This is a genomic window from Nitrososphaerota archaeon (genome assembly GCA_016872055.1).
Lineage (GTDB): Archaea > Thermoproteota > Nitrososphaeria > Nitrososphaerales > Nitrosopumilaceae > Nitrosotenuis.
Map to the genome: position 1 here is coordinate 1 of VHBH01000011.1, position 18747 is coordinate 18747.

The 18747-nt window shown below is 41.0% G+C and carries 20 protein-coding genes; 12 read left to right on the forward strand and 8 right to left on the reverse strand.

The window, feature by feature from the left end:
- Both FJ354_06255 and FJ354_06260 read left to right on the forward strand, forming a co-directional pair.
- Nucleotides 1–881: thermosome subunit (locus FJ354_06255; protein MBM3906258.1), on the forward strand; the 881-nt coding region annotated here is incomplete at its 5' end.
- A 32-nt stretch (nt 882–913) separates the two neighbouring features.
- Entirely contained in the window at nt 914–1771 is an 858-nt protein-coding gene (locus tag FJ354_06260) for an ROK family protein (protein MBM3906259.1), read from the forward strand.
- Here FJ354_06260 and FJ354_06265 read toward each other — a convergent pair.
- From FJ354_06265 to FJ354_06280, 4 genes are all read right to left on the reverse strand, one after another.
- On the reverse strand, nt 1768–2145 hold the full coding sequence (locus FJ354_06265; protein MBM3906260.1) for a hypothetical protein: 378 nt from the start codon (nt 2143–2145) through the stop codon (nt 1768–1770). The two genes, FJ354_06260 and FJ354_06265, sit on opposite strands and share 4 nt — an antisense overlap.
- Before the next feature lie 210 nt (nt 2146–2355).
- Nucleotides 2356–3879 carry a glutamine-hydrolyzing GMP synthase gene (guaA, locus tag FJ354_06270; protein ID MBM3906261.1) on the reverse strand — a complete coding sequence of 508 codons (1524 nt, stop codon included), beginning with the start codon at nt 3877–3879 and terminating at the stop codon, nt 2356–2358.
- 4 nt (nt 3880–3883) lie between these two features.
- Entirely contained in the window at nt 3884–4426 is a 543-nt protein-coding gene (locus FJ354_06275) for a hypothetical protein (GenBank protein MBM3906262.1), read from the reverse strand.
- 36 nt (nt 4427–4462) lie between these two features.
- Complete coding sequence (locus FJ354_06280) at nt 4463–5200, reverse strand: DUF115 domain-containing protein (protein ID MBM3906263.1); 738 nt, start codon at nt 5198–5200, stop codon at nt 4463–4465.
- Between the two features lie 32 nt (nt 5201–5232).
- On the opposite strand from FJ354_06280, the gene folP reads away from it, so the two are divergent.
- The 3 genes from folP to FJ354_06295 are packed head-to-tail and all read left to right on the forward strand — an operon-like array spanning nt 5233 to nt 8041.
- Nucleotides 5233–6087, forward strand: a complete 855-nt coding sequence (folP, locus tag FJ354_06285; GenBank protein ID MBM3906264.1) for a dihydropteroate synthase — start codon at nt 5233–5235, stop codon at nt 6085–6087.
- Nucleotides 6088–6113: 26 nt separating this feature from the next.
- Entirely contained in the window at nt 6114–7544 is a 1431-nt protein-coding gene (gene guaB, locus FJ354_06290; GenBank protein ID MBM3906265.1) for an IMP dehydrogenase, read from the forward strand.
- Nucleotides 7545–7576: 32 nt separating this feature from the next.
- A complete protein-coding gene (locus FJ354_06295) occupies nt 7577–8041 on the forward strand; it encodes a hypothetical protein (GenBank protein ID MBM3906266.1) in 465 nt (154 codons plus the stop codon).
- Here FJ354_06295 and pheA read toward each other — a convergent pair.
- The 4 genes from pheA to dph2 all read right to left on the reverse strand — a co-directional run bounded on the left by pheA (nt 8038) and on the right by dph2 (nt 10897).
- Nucleotides 8038–8844: a prephenate dehydratase gene (gene pheA, locus FJ354_06300; protein ID MBM3906267.1), complete on the reverse strand. Its 807-nt coding sequence runs from the start codon at nt 8842–8844 to the stop codon at nt 8038–8040. The genes FJ354_06295 and pheA overlap by 4 nt on opposite strands.
- 1 nt (nt 8845) lies before the next feature.
- Nucleotides 8846–9391 (reverse strand): RNA-binding protein, encoded by a 546-nt coding sequence (locus FJ354_06305; protein MBM3906268.1) that lies wholly within the window; start codon nt 9389–9391, stop codon nt 8846–8848.
- Nucleotides 9392–9429: 38 nt separating this feature from the next.
- Nucleotides 9430–9798 carry a hypothetical protein gene (locus FJ354_06310; protein ID MBM3906269.1) on the reverse strand — a complete coding sequence of 123 codons (369 nt, stop codon included), beginning with the start codon at nt 9796–9798 and terminating at the stop codon, nt 9430–9432.
- A gap of 103 nt (nt 9799–9901) precedes the next feature.
- Complete coding sequence (gene dph2 / locus FJ354_06315) at nt 9902–10897, reverse strand: diphthamide biosynthesis enzyme Dph2 (GenBank protein ID MBM3906270.1); 996 nt, start codon at nt 10895–10897, stop codon at nt 9902–9904.
- A 134-nt stretch (nt 10898–11031) separates the two neighbouring features.
- Here dph2 and FJ354_06320 point away from each other — a divergent pair, with 134 nt between their 5' ends.
- From FJ354_06320 to FJ354_06350, 7 genes are all read left to right on the forward strand, one after another.
- Nucleotides 11032–12300, forward strand: coding sequence for a DUF1743 domain-containing protein (locus FJ354_06320; protein MBM3906271.1), 1269 nt, complete (start codon nt 11032–11034; stop codon nt 12298–12300).
- 194 nt (nt 12301–12494) lie between these two features.
- Nucleotides 12495–13586, forward strand: coding sequence for a PQQ-dependent sugar dehydrogenase (locus FJ354_06325; protein ID MBM3906272.1), 1092 nt, complete (start codon nt 12495–12497; stop codon nt 13584–13586).
- 1 nt (nt 13587) lies between these two features.
- Entirely contained in the window at nt 13588–14826 is a 1239-nt protein-coding gene (locus tag FJ354_06330; protein MBM3906273.1) for a hydroxymethylglutaryl-CoA reductase, degradative, read from the forward strand.
- Between the two features lie 37 nt (nt 14827–14863).
- Entirely contained in the window at nt 14864–15841 is a 978-nt protein-coding gene (gene hisG / locus FJ354_06335; GenBank protein ID MBM3906274.1) for an ATP phosphoribosyltransferase, read from the forward strand.
- Nucleotides 15841–17097: a histidinol dehydrogenase gene (gene hisD / locus FJ354_06340; protein ID MBM3906275.1), complete on the forward strand. Its 1257-nt coding sequence runs from the start codon at nt 15841–15843 to the stop codon at nt 17095–17097. The genes hisG and hisD overlap by 1 nt, the downstream gene beginning before the upstream one ends.
- Entirely contained in the window at nt 17094–18164 is a 1071-nt protein-coding gene (hisC, locus tag FJ354_06345; GenBank protein MBM3906276.1) for a histidinol-phosphate transaminase, read from the forward strand. Before hisD ends, hisC begins: the two co-directional genes overlap by 4 nt.
- On the forward strand, nt 18161–18747 hold a 587-nt coding region (locus FJ354_06350; protein ID MBM3906277.1), incomplete at its 3' end, for a phosphatase. The genes hisC and FJ354_06350, both read left to right, overlap by 4 nt.

Here is an 18747-nt window from a genome sequence, read left to right on the forward strand (position 1 = left end):
AGGCAAAAATCGCACTACTCAATGCAGCACTAGAAGTAGAAAAAACAGAAATGAGTGCAGAAATCAGAATTACCGACCCAACTCAAATGCAAATGTTCCTAGAAGAAGAAAACAGAATGCTCAAGTCAATGGTCGACAAGCTGCAAAGAGTCGGAGCGAACGTTTTGATCTGCCAAAAAGGAATTGATGATATTGCACAGCATTATTTGGCAAAATACGGAATTTTATCAGTAAGACGCGTCAAAGAATCCGACATGACAAAATTAGCAAAAGCATCTGGCGGCAGAATTACCACTAATCTGGATGATATGACAGATAAGGACCTAGGACATGCAGACCTAGTACACCAAAAGAAAGTCGAGTCCGACAAGTGGGTATTCATCGAAGGATGCAAGAATCCAAAATCTGTAACTCTTCTAGTTCGAGGCGGCTCGCAGAGAGTAGTGGATGAGGTTGACCGCTCTTTGCATGATTCACTAATGGTAGTAAAAGATGTAATTGAAAAGCCTGCAATTGTTGCAGGTGGAGGAGCACCAGAAGCACACTTGGCATCCCAACTAAAGGAGTGGTCTGATAACTTTGAAGGCCGAGAGCAACTAGCAATTAGAAAATATGCAGAGGCACTGGAGGTAATTCCACTGACAATAGCAGAAAACGCGGGAATGGATCCAATTGACACCATGGCAAACCTGCGAGCAAGGCAAAGCAACGGTAGAAAGTGGGCTGGAATCAACGCCAAAGAAGGAAAAATCGACGACATGCTATCATTGAATATAGTCGAGCCAGTGTCAGTCAAAGAGCAGATCGCAATATCCGCAACAGAGGCCGCCTGCATGATTTTGCGAATCGACGACGTAATAGCAGTCTCTGGGAAAAAATAAACCCTAAAACATTATTCATATCACATAGATTTGTGTACAAAATAGGCATTGATCTGGGCGGAACAAAAATCGAAGCAGTGTGCCTTGATGAATCCCTGAACTTAATACAGAAAAAGCGAATTTCCACAAACCAGCAAAATGGCTATACAGGCATTGTAAATTCGATTGCTTCTCTGGTACGTGATATTACAAAAAACATTGATGATTATTCTGTAGGGATTTGTACTCCTGGGGCAATCTCAAAAAAAACAGGCCTAATCAAAAACAGCAATACACAATGCCTGATTGGGATGCCACTAAAAGAAGATCTGGAAAAATCACTGGATAAAAAAATCAAAATGGAAAACGATGCAAACTGTTTTGCAATGGCGGAAGCAAAAATGGGTGCAGCTGTAGGATACGGTATAGTATTTGGCGTAATAATGGGCACCGGAGTAGGGGGAGGAATAGTAATTGACGGCAAAATCCATCATGGTAGAACAAACATTGCAGGCGAATGGGGCCATCACACGTTACACCAAGATGGAAATTTGTGCTATTGTGGTAGGCGCGGATGCGTAGAGACATACATCAGCGGGCCAGCGCTGGAAAAAAGATGGGAAGAGCTCACTGGAAAAAAAGAGTCTCTTCCTACAATAATTCCAAATTCAGAGTCTACACAATGGAAGCAGGAATTTTTGGATAATTTTGGCACCAGTCTGGCAAATGTAATTGACATTTTGGATCCCGATGTCATAGTATTAGGTGGAGGATTATCCAATATTGATTTTCTATACACCCAAGGAAAACAAGCAGTATACGGCAATGTGTTCAGCGACCTAATCGATACACCAATTATACCAAACAAGCTAGGCGATTCTGCAGGCGTGTTTGGCGCAGCTCTTCTTTAGAAATTCTCGTATGCGTAGTATGATATTTTTTTTGCTTCATCTAGCAGTCTAGCACCAATCTGTACCATGTCGTTTGGCGCAGAATATTCTTTTTCTAGGAATTGACCTAGCTCGGGATCGTTTCTGAGTTTTTTGTATTCTTTTTCATACCAGATAAGAAAGTTAATTGCATCAATATTTCCTGATTTCTTTGCTATTGTCTTGAATTTTTCAAGACCTACTCTGTCCATTTTGAGGCCGAACTTGATATTGTATTCATCTAGCAAATGCAAGAAAATATCATGAATTATTCCTACAAAACTATCAAATTTTTCAGGCGATTCTAGTCTTGCAAGAATTTTTTCTGCTTGCGATATTTTTTGAGCAGTACTCATAGATACGGTTCTTTCTTAACTCTTGAATATCTGTTTATTTTAATTTCAGTTAATCTCTGTCTATTTTGGCTGTTTAGTGGGGTTATCTTTTGATAATGTTTCTGAATGTACCTGCCGAACTATTACAATTGATACTAAAATTAACAAAATTACAAAAAATGATTTCACATGGTAGCAATTTTCTTATTTTTAAAAAATTACAACAAATTTTTACTGCGGTTCTATTGTTGCTGGAGGCTTGCTTGATATCACATATGAGACCCAGGTTACCTCGTCGATCTCATTTGTGATTCTATTGCTGATCTTTGCCAATATTTCATGCGGCAGTCTGGTCCAATCAGCAGTCATTGCATCAATTGACTCTACCACCCGGATCATCACAATGTTTCCGTACTTTCGCTCATCTCCTACCACACCTACTGCTTTGTCGTCTCCTACCGCTGCATATGCCTGCCAAACCTTATCGTACCATCCAGATATTTCCAATTCTTCTTCTACAATTTTGCTTGCAAGCTTGCAAATGTGTAGTTTCTTTTCCGTTATTTCACCAATTATTCTAACTGCAAGGCCTGGTCCGGGGAATGGATGTCGCATAAGCAGTTTTTTTGGAACGCCTAAAAGTGCGGCAACCCTTCTGACCTCGTCCTTGTATAATTCTCGTAGCGGTTCTAGAACCTCAAGCTTGAGCCAGTCTGGCAAACCTCCAACATTGTGATGAGTCTTGATCACAGCTGCAGGGCCCTTTGAGACTCCACTCTCTATTACATCCGGGTATAGAGTTCCCTGCGCAAGCCACCTGAACGGACCGTTTTTTTCTGCAAATTCGGTAAAAATTCTAACAAATTCCTCACCAATCATCTTTCTTTTTTTCTCTGGATCTGCTATTCCCTGCAGTCCATCCACAAATCTCTTTTTTGCATGAATTGGAGTGAAATTGACTGCAAAATTATCCTTGAACATTTTCTCTATTTCGTACTCTTCGTCTAGTCGCAACAATCCATTGTCGACAAATACGCACTTGAGCCTGTTTCCAATTGCCTTATGAATCAATAATGCAGCAACCGTGGAGTCAATTCCACCGCTTACTCCACACAATACATCTCCTTCTATTTTTGAGATTTCACTCACGGTTTTTTCTATGAATCCCTCCATGGTCCATTCCTGCTTTGCCTTGCAAATGTTTAGAACAAAATTCTTGAGAATCTTGACTCCGTTCTCAGTGTGTACCACCTCGGGATGGAATTGTATTCCGTAGATTGACTTGATTTCATTTGCGATTGCTGCTGCTTGTGATCGTTCAGTGTGGCCAATTATTTTGAAATTGTCAGGAATTTTTTCTGCCTCATCACCATGACTCATCCACGCCCGAAGCGAGTCTCCAACCCCTCCCAAAAGGCTGGTGTTACTGTCTATTGTTAGGGTGGAATGCCCGTATTCTTTGTTGGAGCGCTTTACTTTGCCACCAAAATTATCCACTATTAGCTGGTGACCATAGCAAATCCCAAGCAAAGGTAGACTCAACTCAAAAACCTTCGAATCGGGACGAGGCGAATCATCGTTGTAAACACTTGATGGACCTCCAGAGAAAATGACTCCCTTTGGGTTCATTGCCTTTAGTTTATCAATTGGGATATCAAATGGGACAAGTTCCGCATAAACTGAAAATTCGCGTATTCTTCGACAAATCAGGTGGCTGTACTGAGAACCAAAGTCCAGAACTACTATCTTATCCATTTTATCACTTGGAGTTTTCTATCATCTTTGAGAGCGACCATGTAGCTGTGCTTAAAATTTCAGTGACACGCTCTTTTTGACGATAGTTTTTGATTATTATTTCTCGCAGTGATGTTCCGTCCTTGTTTACAAGACAGTCTATCATGGAATCCTGCGTTATGATTCCCTTTTCCATGTCTGCAATGTCTTTTTTCTTCATCTCACCTATGATTCTCTCAAGGAAAAACGATTTGAATGGATGCATGTCTTCCTTGAGATTTAATGTATTGTCTAAAACAATTAGAACTTGATCAGGTGTGATGTGTGCATTTCCAATAAGTGCACCGTCGGTGTTTTTCTTTAGAGGCACAGAATAATCTTCTTTTTGGACTTGACCTGTTTCTTTTAGTGATGATGCTTTGGTGAAGCTTTGCTGCTTTAGTAAGGAATTGATTAATGCGAGATTTTTCTCAAGCATTTCGATTTCTTCTTTGTGTTTTTGTATTTCAGATGTCAGCTTTTCTTTGACTTCTAGGACGTCTTTGATCTGATCCTCTGAAAACTGCATATTTGTAATGAGGTAATCTCGGTATTAAAACGCATTCTAGCTAGAAACGTTATGTTCAAGCTGCTGGTATGTAATTTTCTTAAAACCCCTGATTGGCTTTGAGAGGGTAAAAAGATCGGATTTTGTTTTTGTCGCATGCCATTCGAGCAGAATTTTCCCACGATGTAGTTTTTTCTGCTTGATTTTCTTTTCCGATTTTTTTGTGCGGGAATATGTGCCTATTTTTGGTCCAAAATCCATGCCAAAAAGAAATATTTTTGATGCACCAAACTTGCTTGCCAAAAACACTGCTCTGTCTCCATCAGTAAAGCCACCAAAATTTTCAATCTTGCCTACTTTTTTTGTCTGTGTTGTCCCAATACAGTTTTTAAAATTTCTTGCAAATTCTAATTTTGAAATGTTATCCCCGTGAGCATGAACAACTATGATGCTTGTCTTACTGAGTTTTCTTATCAAGTCCAAGTCTCCATCCAGATCAGTTGCTATGATTTGAGGCCTGATTCCATTTCTAACTAGGACATCCAGAGAAGAATCTGCACAAATTTTGACTGTATCTTTGTATTTTTTCAAAATTGGCAGTGAAGAGAAAAGTGAGGGGCCAGAGCCAATGACAAAAACTGTCTTGCCAGATATTGTTTTTTTTAGCTTTTGAAAAGAATACTGTCTTGATATGATTGAATCTAATGTGAATGCGGCCTTTAGGTCATTTTGTTTCTGATAACCAAATTCTCGTACTATTTGGTTGTATTTTACACCCCATCCGTGGATCATCAACTCTAAAATGAGCATACTTTATCATAAATGATGTGAACAAACTAGGTCCAGTACGAGTTGGCGGAAAAAACCCAGTCAGAATAATGGGAATACTAAACACCAGTCCGGAATCATTTTACAAAAAATCAATCAAACGTGGGCGAGAGATTCGAGATGCAGTTAAACTAATGGAAAGCAACGGTGCTGACTTTGTTGATGTTGGAGGAATGTCTACTGCGCCGTATCTCTCAACACTGGTATCAGAAAAAGAGGAAACTAGACGAATACTGGATGCGATACGGCACATTCAAAATACATCAAATCTCCCAATCTCGGTTGATACGTGCAGATCTTCTGTGGCAAATATTGCGCTCGAGCATGGTGTGGACATCATAAACGACATTTCCGGACTAAAATACGACAAAAACATGATATCTGTAATAGAAAAACACAGCCCATCACTTGTCTTATGTGCATATGGGCAGTCTCCAATTAAAGACCCAATAGCGCAAGTCAGGCATTTACTAAAGCAGAGCATTACCATTGCAAATAACATCTCCAAAAACAACATTGCAATAGATCCGGCAATTGGCTTTTTCAGAAAGACAGGTAAAAATCACTTTTTTTCAAAAATAAAAAAAGACTGGGTAGCTCGAGATCTGAATGTTTTGCAGAATCTTTCCTCTATTAAGCTGGGGTTGCCCATTTTGATTTCTGTTTCAAACAAGTCATTTATTGGCAAAATTCTCAACAAAGATCCGCAAGACCGTTTGTACGGATCTGTTGCTGCAGAAGCAATCTCCGTTCTCAACGGAGCTGACATAATACGCACCCACAACGTATCGCAAACAAAGGACGCAATTTTTGTGGCGCAAAAATTATCAAAACAAATCAGGAAAGGCTTATAACATAATCAAAATCTTCTGTAGAAGGTTTGGAAATTAAAGAAGGATTAACTTTTGATGACGTTCTTCTTGTGCCAAAATATTCAAACATCACGACCAGATCGCAAACAGATCTGAGAACAAAGTTATCCAAGAATATCTCACTTAACATTCCTCTAATTAGCGCAAACATGGATACCGTAACCGAGTCTGCCATGGCAATTGCTCTGGCAAGGGAGGGCGGAATTGGAATAATTCACCGATTCCTAACCGTCGAAGAAGAAGTAGAAGAAGTACTCAAGGTAAAACGTTCTGCAAGCGTAATGATAGAAAACCCATACACGATATCTCCTGACCAATCGACCAGAGATGCTATCTCTTACATGCAAGAAAAAGGAGTTTCTGGATTACTGGTGGTAAAAGATTCCAAGCTAGCAGGGATTTTGACCCACCGAGATGTCATGTTCGAGTCGGAATCAAACAAGCTGGTCCGAGATATCATGACAAAGGATGTCATTACAGCAAAACCCGGAATCAATCTAGTTGAGGCAAAGGAAATCCTTCGCCAACATCGAATAGAAAAGCTTCCATTAATCGATGACGCAGGCCAAGTAAAGGGGCTGGTCACAAGCAAGGACATTACTCACAATGAGGACTATCCAAATGCATCCAAGGACAAAAAGGGCAGACCGCTAGTCGGCGCAGCAGTCGGCGTCAAAGGCGACTTTATGGAGAGAACCGAAGCGTTATTGGAAGCAGATGCCGATGCCATAGTAGTTGACATTGCACATGGCCACAGCGAAAACGCAATTACCACAATCAAAAATATCAAAAAGGCATTTCCAAGCTGCGAGCTAATCGCAGGAAATGTAGCCACTGCACATGGGGCAGAAGATTTGATAAAGGCGGGAGTAGACGCTGTAAAGGTTGGCGTCGGCTCTGGCTCTATTTGCATTACGAGAGTGATTACCGGTTCTGGCGTTCCGCAGCTAACTGCAGTATATGACTGCGCTCAGATTGGCAAAAAATATGATGTTCCAATAATTTCTGATGGTGGTACTAGGACCTCAGGTGATCTCACAAAAGCACTGGCAGCAGGCGCATCAACTGTAATGGTTGGAAGCCTATTTGGCGGAACCGATGAAAGCCCGGGTTCCTTTGTAATGAAAAATGGCAAGCGCTACAAGATCTATAGGGGAATGGCATCATTTTATGCAGCACTTGGAAGAAAATCAAAGGAAACAGGGAATGTAGCAATTAACGATGACCTAAATGATTATGTCGCAGAGGGAGTAGAGGCAATGGTACCATACAAGGGAACAGTGACTGATATCATAAAGCAGCTAAGCGGAGGTGTGCGTTCTGGCCTGAGTTATTGCGGGGCACATACCATACCACAAATGCAGCAAAACGCAGAATTTATCAAAATGTCGCGAGCAGGATTTGCCGAAAGCCAGCCACATGACGTAGACTTGATGTAAGTTTTTTATTGTCTAGTTTTGAATAACAGTTCGTGCTCAATAAATTCACACTAGCGGGAATCGGAATTGGCGCTGTAATCATTGCAATTGGAGCCTATGCACTAGTTAATTCACTAGGGCTGCAAACCGTTACGCTAGATGACAAGATAGACATGACTAAATCCGTGTCGTACAAATTCCTGGCACCAAAGGACTCACACCAGAATTTCAAGGTGACTGGCGAGAAATTCCACGTGAAATTGGAGACGCCTGGCGCTGGCATACAAAAGGATGAGGATTTCAAAAATGAAATTACGTTTGACTGGTATGTCTTACAGGAAGGCACAAACACAATCAAAATAACAAATGTCGGTCAAACCGAGCTTCAAGTCACTGGAACATTCCAAAAGAACACCGATCCGCTGCTGTTTACGTATCACTTTATGGTGATTACTGCAGGAATTGTGATTATCGGCTTTAGCGCCGCATTTAGTGTCAGAAAGCCAAAGGGATTCTAGGACAGTTTTGCCTTTTTGTACGAGCCTAGTATTTTGAGAAATATACACTGCTGGCTTATTTTCTGTAGCAGTTCTTCTATTCTTTGGTCATATTGGTTTCCATCGAAATCAACGTAAAAATTGTATTCCCAAGGAGTGCTCTTGTTGGGCCTTGATTCTATCTTTGTCAAGTTGATCTTGTAGTCATTGAATTCCTTTAGTATGTTAAAGAGTGCTCCTGCCTCGTGCTTTACTGAAAATATTATCGATGTCTTGTCGCCGTCCTGGATTTTGGTTTTGGATAATACCAAGAATCTAGTATAGTTGTTTGCATTGTCTTCAATTCCTTCCAGTATTATTGGTACGCCATGTATTGCAGATGCACGTCTACTTGCAATACATGCAATATTTCTCTTGTCTAGTTCTTTTATTATCTTGACACTTCCCGCAGTGTCATATGCAGGGATTGGAGTAAGTTTGTATTTTTGAATGAACTTTCTGCACTGTCCCAATGCTTGAGGATGCGAATAAACAGTATCGATGTTTTCCAGCTTGTCAGATCCTATCAGACAGTGGCTCACTCTGTAGTAAATCTCTCCCACCACTGACAGATTGGTTGAACGCAGCAAGTCATAGCTCTCGCCTACGCTTCCTTCAAGTGAATTTTCCACTGGTAGAACGGAATACCGGGTCTTTTCGGTTTCAGTTGATTCTATTGCTTCTGCAAATGTGTGACATGGAATGGTTTCAGAGTCTGCAAAAAATGTCACTGCCGCATCCTCGCTGTATGCACCTCGTTCTCCTTGGAACGATATCTTCGGCATTTTAGTCTCGTAGCTTTACAAAGTCTGCCTTTTCATAGTTGGTAGATATCTTTCGATCTTCCATGTATCCACAATTAGGGCACTTTACTCCGTCTCGAAGCGGCACAACATTGCCAGCGCAAACATTACATTTTGTAAACAACACTCCAAGTTCTGGTTCGTCAACTGTGGCATGAATTGTGCCGTTGAGATGCGTCTCTACCTTTAGCGCTACCACATCGTTAATTCTTGCAATGATTCTTTTTCTATCTGGGTTTTGGCAAATGCATTCAACGCCGGACGAGTTTGGTTTACCATTAACATAATGAATCGCAACTGCAATCATTGATGGAAGCATCATCGCTACTGTACCGATCACGATGTCTCCTTTTTTTGGAATGGATAGCTGCTTGCCGTTTCTTACTTGAACTAATCTTGCCTTTTTGTCCAAATCGATCATTCCTGCAGACGATGCTCGTATTGTTTCCCCATCATCAAATGTGTTGAGGCCGCCTTCTATCTCCTCAATTAATCCCAGCTTGTCGCCAGGCATTACAAAATCAGTCATGACTATCTACTTTATAGTTGGCTAATAATTCTTTATGGCTAGATATCAGACTCGCACACTTGGATGTCTTTTAAGATGTCCCTACCGTCATCGTCTACTATGGATGGTGCAACAAGGCAGATCTTACCGTTCTTTCTTTTGCAGTACAATTCTGATTCGTTGCTGTCTTTGTCCCGCGCCCAAAAGGAATGCGTTTGCGAAAAATTGGGACTCTGGCCGCTTTTTTCGTAGATTTCCTCAGCCGTCCAGACTTGGTCTCGTGCAACAGAGCTTGTTCCAAGCTTCATTCCCTTTATTGCAACGATGTCGCCGTCCTCGTCCTTTATGATGCAGCTTACGTGAATCCTAGCCTTTGGATATCGAATAAAGTTCTTTTTTGCATGGGTGAAGTTGTTTTTTCGTGCCATTTACATCAATTATAGAAAACGAAAATGTTTGCTCTCAAGTTACTTTCCTTGTTGAAAAAAACTTTCGAGTTCTTCAATATTAACATTATTGTTGGTATAAAGATCAAAGCCAGTGTGGAATCTGTAAATAATCATCAATGTTTTCATGTCGCAGTATTTTGAGCAACGCGTTTGCTTGGGGAGTTGACAAAACAGGCTTGTCAAACTGATTGTCAGTTGAAATCCTAGGACATGCGACTTGGATAAACGCGTCTATTCCCTTTAGGTTGCGCAGTCTTTCATTTGTGATGTCAGTTAGGGCAAAAAGCTGCACTGTCTTTCCTTCTTTTTCTAACTCGCGCTTGAATTTTAGTGCAAAGGTTTTGGAAATCTGGCCTTCCTTTAGTCCGACAATGATTCCAAATGTTGTGGCTTCAGCTGCCTTGTATATTGAGAGGGTTGCTTTTCTCTGAAGCATTAGAGCAAATTCCGTGACGTCTCTTACCTCATTAAAGTATGGATCCAAGACATATGTGGGCTTGTTTGTGGAAAGTGCAAGACCAGATGCATGGAAATTACTTTGACCCATGAACACGTTTGCATCCACTTGGTCTCTTACTTCCATTGCAGGATAAAACTCGCATCCAAAGACCTGACCGTCGTTTAGCTGACCTTTCCCTTTTCCTATTCGAACTGTGACTCCGTTGTTTTCAAGAATTGTTCTGACCGAATCTACCTGGTTTAGGTGCTGGCTATCGGTTACCAGTGATACTGTTTTTCCCCTTAGCATTTCTGCGCATTTTGCAGCCACACCATCAAAGGAAACATCATCAAATGCGTCAATCATAAAGACATTTTTTTCAAGGCTTGGCGTGTTTATTGTGTGACCAATGTTGAAAAGAATCTCTGCACCGAGAACCTTGGCACCATTGGAATTCAGATCACATGTTCCCCACGTGGTGTCTGCCAGTACATACGCGGGAATCCCAAATCGGTTCATGATGTTTGTTGCAGTCTCCTGAACTCTTGGGAGCATTCCATCCGGACCGTTTAATGCGACAGAAACTGGCATGCGCTCTTGTATTATTTGAAAAATTGTCTTTTCATCTATTATTATCATGGAATGGATGACAAACCTTTGATTTTAATTTAAACCAAACTATGGTAAATCACAAATGTCGGTAATAATTTTGATTATCAGTGAAAGACACAATACTCAACATTGGATTTGATGACACAGACTCGCCAAAAGGAATGTGCACTACTTATCTCGCATACAAGCTAGTCAATTCGCTAAAGCAAGACAATGTAAAATTTCTGGATTATCCAAGACTAATTAGGTTCAATCCCAATATTCCGTGGAAAACCCGTGGCAATGGAGCAGTCTCACTCAAAATAGAAACTAAAAATCCTGACAAAGTAAAAAGCAAGGTAATCAAATTCGTAACTAAATTCTCTGATCTAAAAAATGGTGCAAACCCGGGAATTGTATTCTATGAGAACAGCTTCATTCCGCAAGAATTCACGGAACTGAGCAAAAAGGCACTATGGAGCCTGATTAGCAGAAGGCAAATAAAAAAATTCATCTCAAAATATAATTTACAATCATTTCACATTGGCAACGGCCAAGGACTAGTCGGCGCACTAGGAGCAATTGGTTACCGATTTGATGACCATACGTTTGAGCTTCTTAGTTACAGAAAACAATCACAGTTTGGCAAAAAACGCAACATCGTGCCGTCAAGCGTAAAACAAATGCAGGAAAAAACTTACCCAAAAACATTCAATAGCTTTGATACAAAAAAGAAGAAAATTATCTTTGCACCACATGGTCCGGATCCAGTCTTCTTTGGAATACGGGGTGAAGATGCTGACTTGTTGCTTGATGCATCAAAGATGATTCAAACAAAAGAAAAACCAGTGGGGCATCTCATTTTCAAATCAAATCAGGGAACTGGTGATCACCTCCAAAACGAGCTTGACATTGATTCCATCAAACCCTATTCTTCTGGGGTCATAGTGGGAGTGGTCTCTGGCGAACCGAAAATTGAACAAGGTGGACACATCAAGTTTGTCATATCAAAAAACGGCTCTCAGCTGACCTGTTTTGTTTACAAGCCAACCGGCATAACCAATTATGCGGCTCAACTAATCAAAGGAGATCAGATCCGAGTTGGAGGTGGAATCAGAAGGTCATCTCCAAAACATGGGCGAGTGCTCAATGTAGAGTTCTTTGAGGTATTAAAACTGCAAAAAAAGGCAATCCTTACAAATCCGACATGTTCCAAGTGCAACAAAAAGATGAAGTCAAAGGGTCGTAATCAGGGATTTGAATGCATAAGATGTGGCAGAAAAGCAGCAAAAAAAGTAACCCAAGTGTTGCCGAGAAAAATAAAAAATCAACTATACATTCCACAGACCTCTGCGCACAGACATCTTACCAGACCGCAACAGCGAATCAATGTCACAAACAAGAAAACAAAATTCACAGAATCTTCGGCGTGGATTGCAAATTATAATTGAGTACTAGCGGGGAGTAGATTTGAACTACTGATCTGCGGGTTTCACATCGTTGATGATTATGAGCCCGCCGGGATGACTTTGTCCTGAACGACAGTCTGACTTCCCCACCCCGCTGACTAAAATTGGGTCTAGCAGTGATATATACACTCTCATTTTTGCAAATAATTAATAGGATTTTCAACACATCATTTTATGTGAACAAAAAACTGCGAATCGCGGGCATATTGGCAGCACTTGCGGCCTCTGCAATAATTCTGACGTCACCATCACAGTCTCCACCGTTGCCTCCACCCACACAGTCTCTAGACCCGTCAATCAAGACGCTTGCAACAGATCTCAAAAAGCCATGGGCGATGGCATTTTCCGATGATCGGATTTTTGTTACAGAAAAAGGAGGCAATATCAGAGTAATCCAAAATGATACGTTACTGTCAGAACCGTTGGCCTCTATTCGAGCAGCCAAGATACATGGGGGAGGCCTGCTTGGCATAACGACACATCCTGATTTTGAGAACAATCACTTTTTGTACATTTACTATACTTATTTGGAAAATGAAAATCTCTGGAACAAGGTTTTACGAATCACAGAATCTGATAATAAGATCAAAGATGTTACAACTATAATAGACAAAATCCCTGGCTCGCAATTTTACAATGGTGGAGTAATAAAATTCGGCCCTGATGAAAAATTATACGTCACAACAGGACTCTCCGAGGAATTCTCACATGAATCTCAAAATCTTTCCTCGCTTGAAGGGAAAATTCTCAGACTAAACGATGACGGTACAATCCCTGATGACAATCCATTTGCCAATTCCCCTGTATTGTCATTTGGCCACCGTGACATTCAGGGCATGACGTGGGATCAAAATGGTAACATGATTGTAACAGAACTGGGACCGACAAAAAGTGATGAAATCAATCTGATCAGGCCTGGCCACAATTATGGATGGCCAGAACAAGAGTGCGGTGGAAATGAGAAATTCACAGACCCAATAATCTGCTATGATCCAAGCATAGAGCCAGGCGGAATTATATTTTACAGCGGTGACCAATTAGATTACAAAAACAAACTAATCATGGCCACATTGCGGGGCACTAATCTTTTTGTTGTGAATTTTGAGGAAACCGGCGTAGACTCACAAAAAAGCATATTGAGTGGGCTGGGTAGAATAAGAGATGTCATGCAAGGGCCGGATGGTTATGTTTATGTTATCACTTCAAACACGGACGGAAAGGGATTTCCTGCCAAATCCGATGATAAGCTGTTGAGAATTCTGAAATAACTTGGCATCAAAATTTTTTGAAAAAAGCAGAAAGGAACGACTGGATGAGGTATCGAAATTTGCGAACCTTACTCCAGAAGAACGAAAAATCCTTGAAGGAGCAGGCGGAATCGGCTTTGATCAGGCAGATAAAATGGTGGAAAATGCAATTGGCATGTTCTCGTTTCCGCTTGGGATTGCAACAAATTTTGTCATAAACAACAAGGAATACCTCGTACCAATGGTGATCGAAGAACCCTCTGTAATAGCCGCTGCATCAAAAGCAGCCAAAATAGCAAAAATCCACGGAGGCTTTAGGATGCAAAATGACGAATCCTACAGCATAGGCCAAATCCAAATAGTCAATGTGAACGTCAAAGAAGCAATACCAAAGGTTTTGTCGCATACAAAAGAAATACTGGACTTGGCAAACACCAAAAGCAACACCCTGTCCAAAATGGGCAAGGGAGCAAAGCAAATCTCTTGCAAGGAAATAACGACACCATCTGGTCCTATGCTTATAGTTGAGCTATTGATCGATGTTGGCGATGCAATGGGTGCAAATGTAACAAATACAATGTGTGAAGGCGTAGCGCCACTAGTTGAGAAAATAACTGGCGGAAAAGCATTATTGCGAATCCTATCAAATTATTCCACAAGACGACTAGTCAGTGGAACTGCTACATTTGACAAGGAGGAACTAGGCGGTGAGCAAACAGTCGACAATATTATTCTGGCGTATCAGTTTGCAGACAATGACGAATACAGGGCAGTAACTCACAACAAGGGAATAATGAATGGAATGATTGCGGCTGCAAATGCAACCGGCCAAGATACCCGTGCAATAGAGGCAGCAGCTCATGCATATGCATCAAAATCTGGCAAATATCGATCACTTACTCAATGGAACAAAGACAAGGCCGGTAACCTGGTTGGCAAAATAGAACTGCCATTATCAGTCGGCATTGTGGGGGGAATAATCAACGTCCACCCAATGGCCAAAGTCTGCGCAAAAATCCTACAAATCAAATCTGCAAGCGAGCTCGCATGCGTTATAGCGGCGGTGGGCCTTGCACAAAACTTTAGCGCAATTAGGGCGCTTGCCTCGGAAGGAATCCAAAAGGGGCACATGAAATTGCACGCACGAAACATTGCGGCAGCTGCTGGTGCCGCGCCTGATCAGGTGGATGCAATAGCGGCAAAAATGGTCCAAGAGGGCAAAATCTCAATTAATCGAGCCAGAGAACTGGTAGGCAGATAAACACCAAAAATATAGAGCCTGACGTTCTGGTCTTGATATGGCCGGCGTAAAATTTGCTATTCCAAAAGGAAGCCTAGAGGAAGCTGTATTTGCCCTAATGGAAAAATCCTGGACCAAGGTATCCAGAAAAAGCCGCACATACATAGTCAAGCTAGACGATCCGCAAATCACAGTCAAAATGCTCAGACCTCAGGAGATACCCACCTTTGTCTCAGAAGGACTGTATGATGTAGGAATAACAGGCAAAGACTGGATTTCAGAGACCAAGTCTGATGTGGAAGCCCTTTTGGATTTAGAGATTGGTAAAATAAGACTAGTCATTGCAATTCCAGATAATTACAAATTCAAATCAATCGATGAAATGATTGCATCATATGCAAAACAAAAAAAGATACTGCGAATATCTTCTGAATATCTCACTACTGCGTCAAAGTACCTAAAACAGCAAAAATCATACAAAAAATTCTACGGAAACAAGGACCCACAAATCGTCACACCATGGATGCGTATTGGCAATAACAAAAATGTCCAAATCCACCTCTCGTTTGGGGCAACCGAAGCAAAGCCTCCAGACGCAGTTGACGCAATAATGGATGTTACCGAGACAGGAACCACACTGGAGCAAAACCAGCTCAAAATCACAGAAACTGTAATGGAATCAAGCGCCCACTTAATTGCAAACAAAAACGCACTGCAAGACAAGACAAAACGTGAAAAGATCTATGACATTCTAACTATGATGCGTGGCGCAGTACAGGGAAGAAAATATCTGCACATTTACCTAAATGTGGAGGAAAAAAATCTCCCCAAGCTACTATCTAGTCTACCATCGCTGAAAAGACCTACGGTTAGCCCCCTAAGTCAGAAGGGATGGTATGGAATTAACACAGTAGTTCTAAAATCTGAATTTCACAAAATGATTCCAAAGCTTCGCAAAATAGCTCAAGGATTGGTAGTCCACGAGCCGCGCCAAATATTGGAGCTTGAGGAGATAAAGCGTGATGAAGAGAATTGATGAAAATAATCTCAATTACAAAGGCTCTTTCCCTAGCACAAAAAACTAGAAAAAATCAAAACATTCAGGCAGTTCAGGCGATAATAAGCCAAGTGGAAAAAAGCGGGGATTCGGCCCTTTTCGGATTTGAAAAAAAATTCAATGGTGTAAATCTCAAAAGTCTCTTGGTTTCAAAAAAAGAAATCACGGATGCATACGCACTTGTTACAAAAGACCAAATCGATGCAATAACTGAGGCAAAAAAAAGACTGACCAGAACTGAATCTATGCTAAAAAGAAAGCTAGGAAAAATAATCGTAAAAACAAATGGCACAAAAATCACAAAATCCTTTGAGCCTCTAGACAAAGTTGGTTGCTATGTTCCAGGAGGACTGGCACAATACACAAGTTCGGCCATAATGTCCATAGTTCCAGCAAAACTGGCAGGAGTCAAATCTATAATAGTTGTAACTCCACCAAACAAGCAAGGCAAAATAGATCCGATGGTTTTAGTTGCCGCAGACATTTGTGGCGCCAACATGATATTCAAGGTTGGTGGGGCACACGCAATTGCCGCTTTGGCGTTTGGCACGAAATCAATTCCCAAAGTAGACAAAATTGTAGGACCTGGTGGTGCATTTGTCACTACTGCAAAGTATCTTGTAGCTAATACTGCTTCAATTGACATGCTTGCAGGCCCAAGTGAGCTGGTAATACTTGCAGACGACTCTGCAGATCCAAAACTGGTCGCACTGGATCTTGTTTCTCAGGCAGAGCACAGCACTGACACAAAATGTCAGCTAATAACCACGTCTCCTATGTTGGCAAATAAGGTAAACTCTGAAATTGCAACACTTGCATCTACTATACCAAGAAAAGAAATAGTCCAGTCAAGCTTGAAAGAAAACGGGTTTATCGCAGTGGGAAATATTTCTGATTCCATATTGCTTGCAAATAGAATTGCTCCAGAACACATACAAATCATGACAAAAAATCCGAACATAGTAGCACAGAAAATCAAGACTGCAGGCCTAGTACTGATTGGGCAGAACACCCCATCTGCAGCAAGTGACTATCTACTTGGAACAAACCACATCTTGCCGACTAACCAGTTTGGCCGCTCCAGAGGCTCATTATCGGTTCTTGACTATCTTAAAATCCAAACCCGTATAGAATCATCAAAGTCCGAGATGAAAAAGATCAATAAACATCTCAAAACCCTGACACAATCGGAGAATCTGTCAAATCACTATGGAGCAGTAAGGGGAAGAATATGACAAAAAAACAACTCACATCCAAAATAGACGAGCTTGCGCAACTGCAAGGTTATCAAAAACCCGAATATCATTCTGGGGTTCTAAAGCTGGACTCTAATGAGAATTTTGTAATTAACAAACAACTACAGCAAGACCTGATTAATTGGGCACAAAAGAATTCCGACGTACGTGAGTATCCCCTTGGAAGATCGGAAAGACTCATAGAATCCATTGCAAACTATGTGCATCTGCCAAAGCAAATGGTCGGAATAGGAAACGGCTCTGATCAGATCTTGGACATAATTCTCTCAAATTTTGCGTCAAAGAAAACCAAGATTCTGACTTCAAATCCGACCTTTGGCTTTTTTGAAGAAAGATGCAAGCTCTACCAGATTCCGACAATAAAGATCCCATTTGCAAAAGACATGACGCTAGATATTGGGGATTTCATATCAAAATCAAAACAAGCAGACATTCTTTATCTGGATTCCCCAAACAACCCCACGGGATTCCAATTCAAAAAGGACGAAATCACGGAGCTGGTCAAAAAGGCTGATGGGCTTGTTATAATAGATGAGGCATACGGCGAATTTTCCGATTATTCCCTGGCAAGTCTGACAAAAAAGTTTGAAAATCTAATCGTGGTCAAGACGTTCTCAAAGACATTTGGCCTAGCAGGACTAAGGCTGGGCTATGTCTTGGCAGATGCAAAGTTCATCGATGTCTTTTCTAGGGTTCTGCAATATCCATACCCATTAAACACGATAGCAATTGAAGCTGGAATTTTTGCCCTGCAAAAAATAAAACAAATCCAAGAAACAACCCAAATCATCAAAGAAGAGCGATCAAGAATAATCAAAAAACTGCGAGAAACAGGAGCCTTTGACGTGTTTGATTCAAAGGCAAATTTTGTCCTATTTGATGCCCGCGGAGCGGACAAGAGGATCTATACTGCATTATTAGAGCAGGGAATATCCATTCGCAAGCTTGGCAAAATTGGAAAACATGAAGGGTGCTTGCGCGTAACGGTTGGAACCAAAGACATGAATTCCAAGTTTTTGCTTGCAATGCGTGATCTCCTAAAATGAAATATCACACAAAGACAGGAATTCTGATCAATAAAGATTCCCTAAAAAATCTAAGCCAAATAGACGCAATAATTTTTGATTGTGACGGAGTTTTAGTAGACATATCAAAATCATATGATTTGGCAATAAAGCAGACTGCTGCATTCGTGCTGGGCAAATTTGCAGGAATCAAATCTATTCCAGTATCGTCGAAAATAATTAGCGGTTTTAAGGCAAGCGGCGGATTTAACGACGAAGTAGATGTCACATACGCTGCAATTCTTTCTCTCGTTGCGGCAAAGCGACTTGGAGTCGATGCAAAAAAATTCATCAACCAAGTCATCGACAACGCAGACAGTACTGGAATTATATCTGTTGAAAAATTTCTTGCTACCGTACCAGTTGATATCTCTGACATAAAAAAGAAATTAAAATATCCTGGACCGCACTCTACTAATCCATTGTACCAAATATTTGATCAGATGTTTTATGGAAAAGATCTTTACAAGAAAATCTTTGGCAAAAAATCTCAGTTCAAAAAAGGACTGATCGAAAATGATATTGTTCTTGTGACACAAAAACTGATAAATTCACTAGAGCCAAA